The organism is Haladaptatus paucihalophilus DX253 (assembly GCF_000376445.1).
Taxonomy (GTDB): Archaea; Halobacteriota; Halobacteria; order Halobacteriales; family Haladaptataceae; genus Haladaptatus; species Haladaptatus paucihalophilus.
Genome location: NZ_AQXI01000002.1, coordinates 66,163 through 83,260, shown reverse-complemented (window position 1 = coordinate 83,260; position 17,098 = coordinate 66,163). Strand labels below are relative to the sequence as shown.

10 protein-coding genes are annotated in these 17,098 nt (G+C 60.0%); 3 read left to right on the top strand and 7 right to left on the bottom strand.

The annotated features are described in order from the left end of the window. Positions 1-6: 6 nt before the first annotated feature. From B208_RS0116650 to B208_RS0116625, 6 genes are all read right to left on the bottom strand, one after another. On the bottom strand, positions 7-1,314 hold the full coding sequence (locus tag B208_RS0116650; RefSeq protein ID WP_026177904.1) for a nucleotide sugar dehydrogenase: 1,308 nt from the start codon (positions 1,312-1,314) through the stop codon (positions 7-9). After that, entirely contained in the window at positions 1,311-2,429 is a 1,119-nt protein-coding gene (gene wecB / locus B208_RS0116645; protein ID WP_007983237.1) for a non-hydrolyzing UDP-N-acetylglucosamine 2-epimerase, read from the bottom strand. Before wecB ends, B208_RS0116650 begins: the two co-directional genes overlap by 4 nt. Before the next feature lies 1 nt (position 2,430). Next, positions 2,431-3,408, bottom strand: a complete 978-nt coding sequence (locus tag B208_RS0116640; RefSeq protein ID WP_007983235.1) for a glycosyltransferase family 2 protein — start codon at positions 3,406-3,408, stop codon at positions 2,431-2,433. 277 nt (positions 3,409-3,685) lie between these two features. Further along, complete coding sequence (locus B208_RS0116635) at positions 3,686-5,311, bottom strand: hypothetical protein (protein ID WP_007983233.1); 1,626 nt, start codon at positions 5,309-5,311, stop codon at positions 3,686-3,688. Beyond that, on the bottom strand, positions 5,308-8,343 hold the full coding sequence (locus tag B208_RS0116630; protein ID WP_018128996.1) for an FtsX-like permease family protein: 3,036 nt from the start codon (positions 8,341-8,343) through the stop codon (positions 5,308-5,310). The genes B208_RS0116635 and B208_RS0116630 overlap by 4 nt, the downstream gene beginning before the upstream one ends. A gap of 9 nt (positions 8,344-8,352) precedes the next feature. Further along, positions 8,353-9,429, bottom strand: a complete 1,077-nt coding sequence (locus B208_RS0116625; RefSeq protein WP_026177903.1) for a DUF1616 domain-containing protein — start codon at positions 9,427-9,429, stop codon at positions 8,353-8,355. 750 nt (positions 9,430-10,179) lie between these two features. Between B208_RS0116625 and B208_RS0116620 the strand changes: the two genes are divergently transcribed. Continuing rightward, positions 10,180-12,897 carry an ABC transporter permease gene (locus tag B208_RS0116620; protein ID WP_161599899.1) on the top strand — a complete coding sequence of 906 codons (2,718 nt, stop codon included), beginning with the start codon at positions 10,180-10,182 and terminating at the stop codon, positions 12,895-12,897. Positions 12,898-13,026: 129 nt separating this feature from the next. On the opposite strand, the gene B208_RS0116615 is transcribed toward B208_RS0116620, so the two are convergent. Beyond that, on the bottom strand, positions 13,027-13,752 hold the full coding sequence (locus tag B208_RS0116615) for a DUF4352 domain-containing protein (RefSeq protein ID WP_007983226.1): 726 nt from the start codon (positions 13,750-13,752) through the stop codon (positions 13,027-13,029). Between the two features lie 207 nt (positions 13,753-13,959). On the opposite strand from B208_RS0116615, the gene B208_RS0116610 reads away from it, so the two are divergent. Both B208_RS0116610 and B208_RS0116605 read left to right on the top strand, forming a co-directional pair. Next, positions 13,960-14,691: a DUF4397 domain-containing protein gene (locus tag B208_RS0116610; protein ID WP_073096659.1), complete on the top strand. Its 732-nt coding sequence runs from the start codon at positions 13,960-13,962 to the stop codon at positions 14,689-14,691. 155 nt (positions 14,692-14,846) lie between these two features. Further along, positions 14,847-17,087, top strand: a complete 2,241-nt coding sequence (locus tag B208_RS0116605; protein ID WP_007983223.1) for an APC family permease — start codon at positions 14,847-14,849, stop codon at positions 17,085-17,087. Positions 17,088-17,098 lie beyond the last annotated feature (11 nt).

Genomic DNA, 17,098 nt, shown 5'->3' with positions numbered 1-17,098 from the left:
ATTGCGTTAGATGCGACTAACTCTAAACCCTTCCGTGTTCCAATCGTGTTCGTCCAGTATCGCCTTCGTATCGACGATGAGGTCGCCGTCCATCCACCGACCGACAGAATGGGGGTCCATCTCTTCGAACTCGTCATGGTCCGTCGTCACTACGATGGCGTCAGCATCGTCAACGGCTTCTTCGAGTGGCGACAGCTGCAGCGTTTGATCGGTTACATGCGGGTCATGAAGCGTCACTGTCGGGGCCTTCACGGGGTCCGCTTGCGGACCGCCATCAGCGAGAGCTGGCTCCTCTTCTTGCATAGCCGGTGACTGCAGTTCTCGTGCTAGTTTCAAACCGGGACTTTCACGCGTATCACCGACGTTCCCTTTGTACGCGACGCCAAGAATCGCTATCGTGGAATCCTCAAGTCCGTCGAGTTCCTCGTCGAGGATATCGATAATGTAGCTGGACATCCCATCGTTGACCTCCCGAGCGTGCTTGATGAGATCGAGTTTCTCGGAGTTTTGGCCGAGAAACCACGGATCGACGGGCAAGCAATGTCCACCGACACCGGGTCCAGGATGATGGATATTGACCCGCGGATGCTCGTTTGCGAGAGAAATCGCCTCACGGGAATCGATTTCGTAGTCGTGGGAGAGCTTTGCGATCTCGTTTGCGATTGCGATGTTCGCATCCCGGAACGTGTTCTGGATGAGTTTCACGAATTCCGCGGTCGTTGCGTCCGCAGTCGTGTGAATTTCGGCTTCGACGAACGACTCGTAAAGTCGTACCGCCGCCTCGGTAGAAACACCATTGACGCCGCCGATGATTCGAGCGTTCTGCTTGAGTTCGGTAATGATATCGCCCGGCAGAACCGTTTCCGGACAGTGAGCGAGAGCGAAGTCTTTGCCCGCTTCGAGGGTGGATTCTTCGAGAACCGGTCGAAGTACATCGGCAGTCGTTCCCGGAGGCACGGTCGATTCGAGGATAACCGTATCGCCCGGACGGAGATGCGGCACGATAGCTTCACCTGCGCTCTCGACGTATTCGAGTCCGGCTTCCTTCGACTCCCGGTCGAAGGGGGTCGGAACACAGATAATGTGGTATTTTGCCGAGACGACCTCGTTACTAATCGTCAACTTGTCCGACTCGATTGCCTGCGTGACGAACGCACGAAGTCCCGGTTCGTCGATGTGGACGTCTCCCTGACTGAGGCGTGAAACCACCTCTTCACTCGTGTCGTATCCGACCACGTCGTGGCCGTAGTTAGCAAACATTGCTGCCGTTGGGAGTCCGATATATCCCAGTCCGTGAATACAGAGTGTGCTCATTGTAAAAGGATCTCCATTTCTTCGGTCGTTTTGGAATGGTGTACCATGTCCACGATGCGTTCCCCCGCCGTTCCATCACCGAACGGATTAGTCCAGTCAGGCGCGGTACGATCCATCTCGGCCGCTGATTCGAGGATTTCGTCCGCGTCCGTTCCAGCAAGGACGTTCGCACCGACATCGATTGTCTCCGGTCGTTCGGTGTTGTCCCGCATCGTCACACAGGGAACGCCGAGGATGCACGCCTCCTCCTGAACACCGCCCGAGTCAGTGAGGATGAGCCGGGCGTGTGATTCGAGGTTGAGGAAGTCGAGATAATCCTGTGGCTCGACGAGTCGAACCGACCGTGGAACCGAAAGGTCGAACTCCTCTATCCGATTTTTCGCGCGCGGATGAATCGGGTAGACGACGTTAGCCTCAAAGCGTTTTGCGACTTGAGCGACACCGGAGAGGATTTCTCGAAACCGATTCGGGTCGTCTACGTTCTCTGCTCGGTGTGCGGTCATGAGGACGTACTCACCGCGTTGCAGTTCGAGTTCCTCAAGTACCGAGCTCTTCTTCTGTGCGAACTCTCGGTGCTGCTCAACCGCATCTACGACGGTATTCCCGGTGACGTAGATTCTCTTCGCTGGAATTCCCTCCTCCCGTATCAGTGCTGCTGAATCATCAGTCGGAGCGAAGAGATAATCCGCTGCATGATCGGTCATAACGCGGTTGACTTCCTCGGGCATGTCACGGTCGAAGCTTCGAAGTCCCGCCTCGACGTGACCGAGGTCGATATCCATCTTGCTCGTCGCAATCGCTCCCGCGAGTACCGAGTTCGTATCCCCTTGTACGAGGACCGTCTCAGGCTTCTCTTCCTGAAGTATCTCTTCGATTCCGACGAGCATTGCCGCGGTTTGTACCCCGTGAGAGTCCGAACCGACGCCGAGATTGTAGTCGGGGTCGGGAAGTTCCAATTGCTCGAAGAACACGGCATCGAGTTCTTCCGAGTAGTGCTGGCCGGTGTGAATCACCGAATACGGGACGCCGTTTGTTTCACAGGCGCGGATGACCGGCGCGAGTTTGATTATTTCCGGTCGCGTTCCGAGGACGATTACGATATCAGTGTCTGTCATCTCAGACCCCCACCTCGTGAATTCGGTCGATCATGTTCGAAATCCGGTTCAGAATCAGTCCACAGAAGATTCCGAGCGTCCCGATAATCGTCACGAATCCGCTCACCAATACTTTCGCAGGATAAAACGTTCCTGTAGATTGGTAGATGAGAATCGCATCGAGGCCGTAAAGGGCACCAGCAACGGTCAAGACCAATCCGGGGAGCCCGAAGAAAATCAACGGGTGCTGGTCACGAACTAACTTGAGGATAAACGTTACAACGGTCAATCCGTGGTGGAGCGGATTGTACGTTTGTCCGTCGATACCCTCGTACCGGACGTCGATGGAGGCCTCGGTAATCGAGAGGTCCTGTCGAATCGCGGTATCGATCATTTCGCTTTCGACGCCGATACCCTCGGTTTGTAGCCGGAGCGACTCTATCGCGTCCGTGGATAGCGCACGAAATCCACTCTGCGTATCGGTGAGGTTTTCCCCGGTTCGCCCCGTGGTCAACACGTCTAGCGTTCGTTGCCCAATCCGTCGATAGAACGGCGTCTCGTCATCAGGGTCTTTCTCAAGATAGCGGCTACCGATGACGAGATCCGCGTCGTCGGACAACACCGGTTCGATGACTTGCGGGATATCACTCGGCTTGTGTTGTCCATCTCCATCGATGAGGACGAGCGCGTCGCACTCTGTCGAGCGTGCAAATTCGAGAAGAGTTTTCACGGCACCGCCTTTCCCACGGTTCGTCTCGTGCTGGAGGACGGTCGCACCCGCTTGCTTTGCGATTTCGACCGTCTTATCAGCACTACCATCGTCCACGACGACCACGTGGTCCGCATGTTGTTTGGCCGCAAGTATCGTACTTCCGATACCGATTTCCTCGTTGTACGCTGGAATCCCGACGAGCAGACCGGTCTGTTCGACCTGCGTAGTGGATGCCTCAACACTGGCGGCGATCGTTCGCTGTTGTCTGTTGGTGGTCGGAGCCTCCATATTTTTAGCAGACATGTGTTCGGATCGGGGAAGATAGCTCACGGTGTGAAGAAAGACATCTTCTGATAGTTTTGTTTTTAGTCGTTGAATAATGTCTCATAGTGAATTACTCCTTCCCATTGCACTTATTATTTTCTCATAACAATTTACATCTGAAATTATGGTAATTTTTTATACATATGATAATCGGAATATTCGAAAGGACTATTGAAGCTAACAATCTGATGAAGGAGACAAGGAGTTACGGCGATCCAGTATTCAGGGGATAATGGCACAATCAACACGCGGACATCCGTTCGCGAGGAATCAGAAGCGTAAGCGGATCATCCCCACTCACAGTATAGATGAGATTCCGACGCTGCGACACCGAAACGTACGAACGGCGATCTATCGTCTCGGGAGATGCCGGAAACAGCTGTGCCCCAACTGTCGTCCAAGAGCGCTGTGCTACGACCGGGCAGTTCGGAACGGGCCCATCGTCGTGGAGCCAAACGTACACGCCGGTTTGGGATGGCGTCGAACGGCCGGGGTAGTATTTCGACGCGATTCGCGTCATGTGGCCGTCGCTCGCCCATTGGTCGGTGTGCGTCGCCGCGAACGTCGCCGTCTCGAACTCCGATTGGGTTACCAGCGGTTGGGCGGACGTGGCTCGCAAGCCGCTGAACGCGAGGGGCGCACTCACGACCGTACAGAGGACGACGGTCACAACGAGCGCGGCCCGAACCGAACGCGAGTCCCACCGTTGAGCCAAGAGGACCACTCCGAGGCCGGCCAACACGGCGAACGGGATGTGGACGAAGGTCTGGGCCCGAATCGCGAGGTCTTGATACGGAACGGTCAGCCCGCCGGTCAGCGCGAAGCCGATTATCGACAGCGTGCCGAGAAGCAAGGCAAAGACTACGGACCCATCGAGACCGGCATCGACGAGCCGCGGAATCCCGCGGGACGCGACGACACCGACGAGAGCGATGGGGAGGACGTACACGAACACCAGTTTCCCCGTCGTCGCCGTTCCGGGAAAGATCGGCGTCACAGCGTTTGCGGTGACGAGACCAACCGCGGCGAGGAGCACCGCCGACGGCAAATCCCGCTGGATGCGGGGACTCGTCGTCGAGAGCCAAATCGTGAGCATGACGAGGACGATGATCCACGCGACGAACAACCCCGGAGCCGAGGAGATTCGGCTCAACTCGTCGAGTTTGAACGTAGTGTAATAGACGCTGACGTAGGTCCAGAATCCGGCGACCATCAGCACCATCATCAACCCGCGTCTATCCGTCGACGAGCGAAGCGAGAGCGCCAACAGCGAAACGATGGCGAACCCACCAACGATAGTGCTGAGGTTGTGCGTGAGCGGAAAGAGGACGAGTACCAATCCGGTCACCGCCATCCACGAGCGACGGTTCGTTCGGAGCGCACGTGCAAACGCGACGACGCCCAGAATAACGAAGACAAGACCCAACCCTTCGCTCGTCACCGCCGTCGACCGGCCGAGGAAGATACCATTCGTCGCCAGAACGACGCCCGCCACGAACGCCGCGATTCGAACGTCGAACCGCGACCACCGAAGCCGAGCGCCAATCCGACGAGTGACGACGACGACGAAGAGACACACCGTCGCGCCGATGCTCGCGGTGAGAAGCTGGGCAACGTACAGCGGTTCGATTCCCGTCAGCTGACTACAGATGGCGAGCAGTGCCGAAAAGGTGTATTCGTCAGGATTGAAAGACGTTGTCGAAGCAGGAATGTAGCCGTGTCGAATCGTTTCGCGAGCGAATCCAGCGAATTTGAATCCGTCAGTATTGAACGCTAACGGACTCCAGTACAGCGGAATCGTGCGCATTGCGAGCGCGATGAGAACGACGGCCAGCGCGACGAGGCCGATCGAACGCCGCTTCCTCATTGGACACCCCTCCCGTCCGACGACCGTCCCGGCTCGGTCGCTCCGACGGATTGTTTCACCAATCGCGCGGGTTGTCGCCGCGAGAACAGCGCCGCGACGAGTCCCGCACTCAGGAGCATGACGGTGAGACCACCGAGGACGCTTCCGACGACGACACCCGGCGTCAGCGTCGTCGAGATTCGAACCCCGTAGACGACGAGGTAGTTCAGGCGGTCGAGAACGAACAGCGCGCCCGTCCCGAACACCAGCGCCCCGCCCACGGCAACGACGCCGATGCGCAACGCGTCCCCGACGACGAGTCGGAGCACGCGCGTCGGCCACGCACCCGTCGCTCGGTAGACGCCGATAGCCCGTTGGCGCGCGTGGACCGCTTGCGCGAAGACGGCGGTCGTACTCCCGACGGTCATGAGACCCGCGAGGGAGACGAGGACGACGAGCAGCAGTTGCAGGTTTCCGAACGCCGTGGTCAACGCTCGACCGATTCCAGTCCCACCCGCTCCGTCGCCACCACCCGCGTAGGCGGTAACGAGTCGGTCGTCCCCGGTGACGGTGTACGATGTGGAAGCGATGGGTTGCCCGCCAGAGACGAGCGACAGCGAGTGTGAGCCGGGCGTCTGTTGCCCGAGGCGGACCGTCTTAACCACGGTGTCGCTAGGAGCGACCGAAACGGTCCGCCGTACGTCCGCACCGCCGCCAGAGAGACGAAGGTCCCGATCGAGGGTCCGGTTCCACGGGTTGAAGAGTCGAAGGCGAGCGCGCGTCCGCGACAACAGACTCGGCGTGCTCGGCAGAACCTCAACACCGGCGACGAGCGTCCGCGACGCCGACCCTGACACTTGCACCGTGTGCGTAACGGTCCGGTTTCCGGCGATGACGCGGACGGTCGAGTTCCCGACGGTCCCGAACGGGATTCCAACGCTGCCGTTTCCGTCGGTTCGAACTATCGCGTCCAAGCCGTTCCTCGGAGTGGAGACGCGAACGGAGGCGTTCGTTACGGGTTCCCCGGCCATCGTCGAAACCCGGACGTGGGGCGTACTGTTCGGCGGTGCGGCCTCCGGAAGCCCGCGGATTCGAATTGCGTCGGGGGAGACGACGGTTATCGAGCGCGTCTCGTTGCCGACGCGGAGCGTCGCGGTCCCCGGCTCCGGTGTCGGCAAACGAACGGTCACCGCGCGCTGTGAACCCGCATCGAGACGGACGGGGACGGTTTTCGAGGCGTCCCCGAGCGTGGCCGTCACGTTGTGTGTCGCCGGTTCGTCCCCAAAGTTTCGGAGTCGAACCGTCACCGGCAGGCGGTGAGTCGATTCGATCCGCGGCGGTGCGGACACGTCGAGGAGTTCAACGGACGCGTCAGGACGGCCTTCGAGCCGTTTGGGCGTCCGAACGATGTGGACGGAGCCGTTTGGTCTCCCCGCTAGCTGTCGAGCGACGGGAAGCGACACGAGGAGCTGATCGTCGTACAGCCCGGGCGCGGTGTAGGTGCCGACGACATGAACCCGCGTAAGTGCGGTTTGGGTGCTACCACCCAGGGAGACAGTGTCTCCAACATCGATCCCTGCTGTCCGAGCCAAGTCAGCCCCGACGACGGCTTCGTTCGCGGACTGAGGCGGACTTCCACGTTCGAGCGTCGCGTTGGAAACCGATGCGAACGCCGAATAATTCGCGCCGCGGGCGACGACCGGTTGACCGTCATGGACAGTAAAGAGGAGGATTTCCGCGCTCGCAGCGATTCCTTTCGCCCGGAGCGCATCGGCATACCGTTGCGGAACGTTACTCGCCACCGGATGTATCGCACCGGGTTCCGTGAGCGTCGTTCCCTGTGCACTCATGAGCGGCGTCATGACGCCAGCAATTGACCCCATGAGAAGGATGACGGTGACGAACACGGTCAGCGTCGCCATGCTCGGGGCGAGCGCACGCCAGTCGAGCAGTTGCAACGTGAACAGCCGTCGAAACCGGGATTGCGTGGCCTTTCGCGTCTGGTCCCGTTCCAGTTCGCCGGTGACGCGCGCAGGCGGTGGGCTGACGGTCGGCCACACGGCGATTGCTCCTGCAACGAGTGCGACGAGTAGCGTCCCGACGTACAGGGGAACTAACACCGTGAGAACCAATCGAGTGACGTGGACCGACAGCGACGTCGGGAGGCCGAGCGAGACGGCCGCGTTGACGGCGACGTTCGGAAGGATGATGCCGAGTGCGTAACCCACACCGATGCCGATGGCGGTGAGCAGTCCGGCCCGCAGTGCGAACAGCGAGAGGACGGTGCGCGGCCGACAACCGGTCGAGCGGAGGACGCGAATCGACTGCCGTCGGTCACGGACGGTCATCTTCATCACGCTGTAGATGGTCACGCCGACGAGCACCGTCCCGCCGACCGCGGTCAGCGTCAGGACGGCGAGGAGCTGGCGCGTGCCGGTGACGAAAAATGCCAGTGCAGAGCGGAGCGTGACCCCGTGAGATGGAATTCCAGCGCCGTCCGCCTCACCACTCCCCGAATTCGCGGGCGTGATGACGTACGCGCCGGACGCACCGAGTTTCCTGACCGTGTCCGGCTGGGTGACGTACCAGTCGGAGGGAATCAGTTGCTGGCCGGACGTCCGCGGCGTGACGGAGACGGTGAGGGTTTCTCGGTCCCCCATGAGTCGCTGTTTCCCCTTCGTCGTCCTCGTACCACTCGTCACGCCCGACGGCGGTGGGACAGGTATCGAGACGTCGGAGTCGGTTTCAAACGCGGACGCCTGATGCTTCGAGATACCGGCGACGTACCGCGTTTTGCCGTTCGGTAAGTCCACCGTCGCCATCGGGACGACGAGCGCGTTCTCACCTGCCGCGTCCCGCGCACCGGCGACGGAATCGTAGTGGACGGCGGTTCCGTCCGTTCCGTACTCCGCCGCGATGCTCGTCGTTTGCGTGCTCACGGCGGCGACGACGATGGTCGTCCCCGTCAGGAAGCCGACCGTCACCGCGATAACGAGGATGGCGAGCTTGTCGCGGCGCGACCACCGCGTCAACAGCGCGCGTCGATACCCCACGGAATCACCTCATGGCGACGGCGCGCCTCGTTTGGCGGGGGTAGTTCCGTTGCCCGCGGTTACGTTAATCCAGAGGTGCACTTCCCGATAGGCGTTGTTCGCGGTGGGGTTCGAGGGAGCGCCATCTTTGTACAACAGGTAGAGTACGCGAAGTCGCTCACCCGTCATCTCTGGCGTGATTGTATGGGTTGTTTGCCACGTCTCGTTCTGCCCGAGTGTGGTCTGGAACCGTTGCAGCCGTTGCTGGTCGTTGACCACGGTCGAATTGTTCTTCATTGTCACGTTCTGTAACAACACGACGGCGGTGTAGCGCTCGCGGTCGTGTTCGTGATTCTCGATACCGACGATGACGGGTTTGCTCTCGCCCCGAGTGAAGTTTGCCGGGTAGTTGTCGGCGACCAGTTTCCCGTCGTCGTTCTTCGTCAGCAGGTAGAACTCGCTGAACGATTCGCCCTGCTTTGGAACCGCGACGGCGTAGGTCACACTCGCCGTGGCGAGGAGAATACTGAGAACCAAAACGACGTTCAACACGGCATCGGCCCGCGTATCGGGTTCGAACAGTTCGCCCCGTGCACGCCCGAACCACGTCCGGTAGGGAACGGAAAACCGCTCTTCTGTCGGCAGTTGGTTCCGTCGAACCGTCCCAACAGCGGTCATGCACAACGTGAACGCGCTGAGGCTCAACAGAACGGGAACGAGTCGAATCCCCCACGGGGTGAAGTTGAGTACCAATCCGATGAGCGGGACGATTGCGATGCTCGTCCCGAACGACAGCGCCACTCGTTCGAGACCATCGACTCCGGTCCCTGGACGTGGCAGTCGGGAATCTTCGGAATCGGGCGACGGTTCAACCGGCGTCGATTCGGCTGGCGCGTCCTCCGGGAAGAGCGCCGCAATGAACGCGTATCCCGGTGGGAAAAGGACGAATGCGAGACCGACGGCGGGACGGAGCGGTGTCGTGTTCAGACCCGGTATCAGAACGACAGCGAGCGTGAGAAAAACGAAGAGACAGATCGCAGCCAAATCCGCAGGAAGAGAGCGTACTTGCCGAGGGAGAAGAAGCTGAAGGTCGACGTCACGAGCCATTGGTTTCCCATTACTCCCTACCATAATAAAAAATCCCCGATGGGGTAGCGATTTCTCCATTCTTGGCCTGAAAAACCATTTGTCGGAGGAGACAGTGCTCTACTGGTTGAGCGCTCACCATGAATATAGAGATATAGATAGTAAAATTAGATTTTTAATACATTTGTAAATGTAGGAGTTTGTGAAACTCTCAGAGCATTTTAGGAATTTTCAATATTATTATCCGTAAATTTTGAATACTTCCTGTATCTGATAATCAGTAGAACGTAAACAACCAACCATACATCACAGGAAAATGAATTCTAAATGAACTATACGCGAGCACTCTTGACACGCTGGTCGCGGCGAGACCGACTGGCAGTACTCATCATCGCAATCACTGTTGCATTTCTCGTCGGCGCGACACTCCTGGTCTCGGCGGCGAGCACTCAATCGGCGGCTGTCGCGGAGGGCGCGAGCAACTCGATGGTCGTACACCAGTATCCCTCGTCCGAAATCGCACAGCAGAACGCAACCGAGAACGACCTCGTCTTTCCTCTCACGACTATCCGGTATAACGGAGCGAACCACACGGTAGTGGGGGTGCCAGCAAACGCACCGTCCGAACTGTCTGCCCTCTCCGTATCGTGGCGACGTGCAACCATTCCAGCACCACCGGACACCGGCATTCGTGGAGCAGTCTCGACACCGACCCACCAGCGTGTACGGACCAATTCGGGAACCCGTGTCTCCGTTCAGGTCGTTCCCTACGTGACGGACGATTCCATCTTCCCGCATGCGTGGTACGTCGCAAATCCATCCACGGTTCGTACGTACGGAGAAACCGGTGCACTCGTCGTACAGACGACCGCGTCGAGCGGGCAAGGCCAGCGCCTCTCGCAAACGGGAACGGTAACACCGTCCCTGTCTGCGTATTTCCTCCGCGGAATGGGTGAAGTGCTTCGGGCACTCACCGCGGCGACGATCGCTGCGAGCGTTCTGATTCTCGTCGTCCTCTACAACATCACGAAGATGTGCGTCCGAGACCGAATCCAATCCATCGCCGTTATTCGGTCAACCGGTGGGACAGCGCGGCGTCTCGTCGGCATCTTTTCGCTCCGGTCCGGTTTATTGGCCTTGCTTGGTTGCGGTTTGGGCTTCGCTATCGGCGTTGCCGCGATACGGGCAGTCGTGAAAATTGCGATACACCTCGGGGTGACCTTCTCGCTCGACCCGAGTATCACACCAGCGGTCCTGCGTATCGTACTGCCGATGTTGTGTTGTCTGGTCGGTACCGCAATCCTCGCAGGCGCGAGCGCTGCGTGGTCGACGGTGACACGACCACCAGCACAGCTCAACCACGACAACAGACATCCGTCCGTCACACGAACGGAGCAGGAATCGTGGATGGGGGTGTGCGTACTCCCTCGATTGCTTTCGTGGCGAGCAGTGATTCCGACGGCGACGACGTTGACCGTCTTTGCCCTCATCGTTCTTCTTTCAGGGTCGCTTGCTGGGGTGCTTGCGCCGCTCGCTACGGCCTCGACAGGAACCGTCACGGAACCGGGCGCACCGTACCCGATGGCGAGCCGCATCGATACCCAGTACGCAACGGCGTTGCGCGACCAGGGCCTCAATGCGAGCCCGGAAATCATCGCGGTACAGGTTGCTGACGGAAAACCCTACCTAGCGAGGGGAGCGAACTATTCCGACTTTGCCGCGGTTTCGAACGCGAGGCTCGTCGACGGACATCCGCCTCGCTCATCGAGAGAGGCGGTCATCGGGCGCGACCTTTCTCGGACGATAAATATCACAATCGGAGATACGGTCCTCGTTGGGGGCAGTACGTCGCCCGCGTTCACACAGGTGAGGGTCGTCGGCGTGTATCGTGCGCCCGGAATACAGGATGACCAACTCATCGTCCCGTTGGAAACCGCACATACCGTCTCGACGAAACCGGGAACGGTTCAATTCATCCGGACAGCGGGCGGCACACCACGGACCGAGAGGGGGCAATCGGGGACGTCCGAGGCTGAGAAGATAGTCATCAGTAACGTGGCTGCCCCACAGGCGGTGGGTGTCGACCAGCAACTCACAGTTACGGTCGGCGTTCAAAACATCGGCACGTCGGAACGGACTCGAACCATCTCGATGTCACTCGGTGAAAAGACACACCACAAATCGGTCACGCTCCAATCGGGTGAACGAACGACGGTTCGGATGAACGCGAGCGTTTCCCACCCGGGCAACTACTCCCTGAGCGTTGGGCCCCATTCACAGCCGATTACCGTCTATCGAAAACCCCCACTCGTCCTTCCGATTACTCCCAGCAAAGCACCACCGGGAGCGAACCTCGGCGTCAACGTTCGAACCAGTACCGAGAAAAACGTCTCGAACGCGAAGGTAACCATCGGGAACATCACCGCACCGACGGACGACCGAGGACAGGCGATAATACCGCTGCCGACGACGCCGGGGACGTATGAACTGACGGCACGCAAAGGAGCGCGGACGAAAACGACCCGCATTCTCATCTCGCCGGACGTCTCGCGACACTTGGTCGCGGACATCGACATTACACCGAACGAGGGGAACGTCGATACGAAACCCGAAGCCGCCATCCAAGTTGCGAATCCCTGGGGGAGAGACATGAATCGAAACGTCTCGCTCGTCACACCACTCGAGACGCAGAGCCGGATTGGAACGGTTCCCGCATACGGTGTGAAAAACGTCCCAGCGACGCTCAACGAAACCGATTCATCGAAGCAGTATCCGCCGGGTCGGTACATCGCGAAAGTCGTTTCCAACGGAACGGTACTCGCGACCGATACGTACGACGTAACGGGTAATGTGCGGGTACGGTCGGCGCTCGCGCAAAACACCGACTATTCGAGCGGGAGTGGACTCGGGCAAGCCGTGGAAGTCGTCTTCGGGAATTTCAAACTCCTCATCGCGGGGATGATGGTCCTCGCAGGACTCACCACTATCGGGAGTACGACGGCGACCTTCGCACAGGAGGTACACGCTCGTCGACGAGCCATCGGCATTCACCGCGCCACTGGTGCCACCAGATGGCAACTGCTGAAGGTACTGCTGTGGGATGTGGTTCGGGTATCGATACCCGCATCTCTCATCGCGATTCTCTGTGCCGTCGGCATCGTCTCTGCCATGTCCCTCGGAGGGATGCTGACGGTCTTCGGAATCCGATTGACGGTGATGACGGAACCGTTCTTGATTCTCGGAACCATCGTCGGAGCGTTCGTGCTCTCCTGTCTGAGTGTCTCGGTCGCGGTACTCCCGTTCCTCCTGACCGACCCCACCGCACTGCAAGCCGAGCGGCGTACGCGCTCCTTACCGAAGAAACCGACCTCACGCGGTCTATTATCGCGGACCTCGTCGATTTTCGTAGTGGGGATGGTCCTGGCGTCCGCATTCGGAATCGTTCAAGCAGACCGGACAATCGACAAGGGGAAAGACGGCAACGAGTAGGTTCGGAAAGCCGGTTTCGAAATCGAGAGATTGGTGATTCACGACTGGCGATTGTATCCAGTCGACGCGCGAAAACAACAGAGCAGCGACTTCGGGTGACGCAGAATCATCTCGTGGGTGGATACGTCCCTACCCACTCGTCCACCGAAGAGTCCGTTTTCCGCCGGAGCCGGAGTATTCGAGAGACGCGGTCACGTCACCCCGTGTTGTTCCCTTCGGGACTTCGAAAATGAGGGTTCCCGATTTCGTTGCACCAGCCCCGACCGACCGGGTCGTGTAGAGGCTACGAACGGCACCTTTGGAATCGGTCGGATCGTATCGTCGCCCGCCGATCGTCACGTAAATCGACATTCCCGACGGAACGCTCTTACGTGAATTCGTGGGGTTTGCGACGGTAAAGTCCACGAAGAGGAACGTCTGGTCGGTCGTTTGCGTCGTCCCGCCGCTCTCGTACTCCGATTTGAATCGGAAGTTACGGACCGTCCCTTCGAGGCCGTTTCCGAACGTCGCCGTTTCGCCGAGCGTGAGATCCGCGTTCGGCTGCCCATCAGTCGTGCTCGTGGTAGTCGTGGTCGAATCCGCCCGTTCGGTTGTCGTAGCCGTCTCCTTCTGGTCGGTCGTGGTAGCCGTCTCGGTCCGTTCAGTCGTGGTCGCTATATCGGTGTCTTCGGTCGTAGTGGCCGTCTCAGCGGCCTCTGTAGTGGTCGTTCCCTCCGTCGTCTGCGTCGTCTGTGACGTGGTGGTCGTTCCGGTACCGGAACTCGTCTCGTTCGGTGAGCTCTCCGACGAGGAACACCCAGCCACGCTGATTCCGATGCCGGTACTGACCGTCGCGATGAAGTCTCTGCGTTTCACACAAGGGGGACCACCTCTTTGTTAATTATTCTATGCTAGAGAAAGTTATAAAATCGAGCGTTCAAAAATTACGCGATGATGTCGAATTTCGATGGAAAGAGAGTGAATAAAAAGTCGAGAATCACTTGGATAACGGTCACCCGACCAAACTAGTCCGGGGAAAACCATTTTTTACTAACTGGTTGAGTGTCGGTTGGGGGAACCAAAATGAAGCAAACCAGACGACAAGTACTCAGAGCCATCGGCGTGAGCAGCATACCGATTCTCGGGGGGATTTCGAGCGCACAGGACATGACCACCAGCCAAAACGGGAACGCGAGCCGCGTTCGGGTCATCCACGCGATTCCGGACGCCCCGGAAGTTGACGTCTACGTCGATGGAAATCGCGTCCTACAGAACGTCGCGTTCAAGGACGTGAGCGACTACCTCGACCTCGACGCGGGGAAGCACACAATACAGGTCGCACCGGCAGGGCAAGGGCAGGGGAGTGCGGTCATCGACGAGCAGGTCACGCTCGACGCGAACACCGATTACACGATAGCCGCCGGGGGAACACTCGACAGTCCGCAGGCGTTCGTGTTCGTCGACGAGAACGAGGTACCGTCCGGGGACCAGGCGCGCTTGCGGGCGGTCCACCTCTCGCCCGACGCACCGGCCGTCGATATCACGGCAGACGGCGACGTCCTCGTCGAAGGACTGGAGTTCGGCAACGCCAGCGATTACGTCGAAGTTCCCGCGGGGTCCTACACCATCGGAATCCGACCCGCGGGCATGAACGATGCCGTCGCCACGTTCGACGTGACCCTCGAAGGTGGCACGGTGGTTTCGGCGTTCGCCGTCGGACTCCTCCAGACGAACGACGAGGCGCAGGCATTCGACCTCCTGCCGACGATAGACGCTCCGACCGAGATGATGACGACCACGACGACGACGATGTAGCGGGCACGACGACCTGCGAAACGACACAGCATTTGTTTTCCAGTCGTCCTCAGTGAGATAGTGACCACCTTCGACGCGGCGTCGAGTGGTCCGGCGGTCTCGTCCCAGCAGGGCGGTAACGTTACAGCGCCTGCCAGTGTCGATGAAATAAGCCGATGCCCAAGGACCTCGAACGCGACCTCGGCCTCGTATCGACGACGACCATCAGCATCGGCGCGATGGTCGGGAGCGGTATCTTCGTGTTGCCCGGTCTCGCGGCGGCGAAGGCGGGACCGGCGGTCATACTGGCGTACTTCTTGGCCGGGGTGGTCGTCCTCCCCGCGGCGATATCGAAGGCGGAGATGGCCACCGCCATGCCCGAGGCGGGGGGTACCTACCTGTACATCGACCGGGCGATGGGACCGCTTCCCGGAACCATCGCCGGAATCGGGGCGTGGTTTTCGCTGGTGTTCAAGAGCGCGTTCGCGCTGGTCGGCCTCGGCGCGTACCTCCTCTTGCTCGTGGAGATTCCGCCCGGCCTCCTCACGGTCGTGGGACTGGGAATCGCCCTGCTGCTGGTCGCCGTGAACGTGGTGGGCGTCAAACAGACCGGCAGATTACAGGCGACCATCGTCAGCGTCGTGTTGCTTTCGCTCATCGGCTTCGTCGCCGACGGGAGCACGTACGTCGATGGGGACCTCTACCACCCCTTTTTCTCGCACGGCGGCGGCGGTCTCCTCGCGGCGACCGGATTCGTGTTCGTCTCCTACGCGGGCGTCACCAAAATCGCCAGCGTGGCCGAGGAGGTCGAAAATCCGGGGCGCACCATCCCGCGCGCAATCCTCGGGTCGGTCGTCCTGATGATGTTCCTCTACACGCTCACGGTGTTCGTCATCGTCGGCGTCACGCCGCCCGACTCGCTCCACCACAACCTGACGCCGATGGCCGCCGCCGCCGTCCAGTTCGCGGGTGAATCCGCTCGGCTCGCCGTCGCGGGCGTCGCCGTCCTCGCACTCACGAGCATGGCGAACGCGGGGATTCTGTCGTCGTCCCGTTACCCGCTCGCGATGAGCCGCGATTCGCTCGCGCCCAATCGCTTCAGCCGAATCAACGGTCGGTTCAAGACGCCGGTCGCCGCCATCGCGTTCACCGGCGTCGTCCTGCTCGTCCTCATCGCGTTCGTTCCCGTCAACGAGCTAGCGAAGCTGGCCAGTGCGTTCCAAATCGTCGTGTTCGGCCTCATCAACGTCGCCCTCGTCGCGTTTCGGGAGAGCTCGCTGGACTGGTACGACCCCGAATTCGTCGCGCCGGGCTATCCGTGGGTGCAGTTGTTCGGCGTGGTCGGGACCGTCGTGTTGCTCACGCAGTTGGGACTGATTCCGCTGGCCGGTGCCGTCGGCATCTTCGTCGTCGGCGTCGGTTGGTACCGCCTCTACGGGCGGGACAAGACGGACCGCGAGGGGGCCGCCCTCGACGCACTCCGACGGTCGATGGGCCAGCAGACGCTCGACAGAACCGAACAGGCGGTCGCCGACAGTCACGAGAACGTCCTCGTCGTCGTCGGCGAGGACACCGACCCGTCCCGAATACGGGCGCTCGTTCGAATGGGCGCGTTCGTCGTCGCAAAGAACGACGGGACGCTTCGAGTCGCCAAGATAGAGGCGGTCCCCGAGCAGACGACGCTCTCGTCGATGGTCGAATCGTCGGAAACCGACATCGAATTCGAAAACCGGGTCACCGAGTCGCTGCCGTCGATAGAAACGTCGGTCGTCGTCGATGAACTCGTGACGCACAATCCGAGACACGCGGTCGTCAACGTCGCCGACGAGATGGACGCGGACGCGGTGTTCGGCGAACTGGAACCCGACTACCTGCACGCGGAGTTGCTCGGCACCGGCATCGACTGGTACATGAACCACGCCCCCTGTGACGTCGGATTCCTCCAAAACCGCGGCCTCGGGGACATCTCGACCGTGACGGTGCTCGTCGAACCCGGCATCTTCAACGCGGCGAAGGTATCCGTGGCGACGGAAATCGCAACCCATAGCGATGCAACTCTCCACTTCGTCACCGCGGTCGCGAACGACGCGTCGCCTGAACTGGTCGAGGCCACGGAGGATTTCTACGGGGAACTCGAAGACGTGTCGAGCGTGCCAACGGAATGGGAGTTGATACGCACCGACGACCGCGTTGAGACGCTGGTCGGTGCCACGATGGACTCCGACCTCGTCGTCCTCGGCACGATTCCCCATTCGACCCCGTACACGCTGTTGTTCGGCCACTTCTCGACCGACATCAGCGACCGCATCGACGGCAGCGTCCTGTTGTTCCATCCGAACGAATCAGACGGACGGACGTTCGTGCGAAAACTCCTCGAACGAGTCGCCTTTGGGACGACGGAATCGTCGTCGTCGTGACTGCACCCACA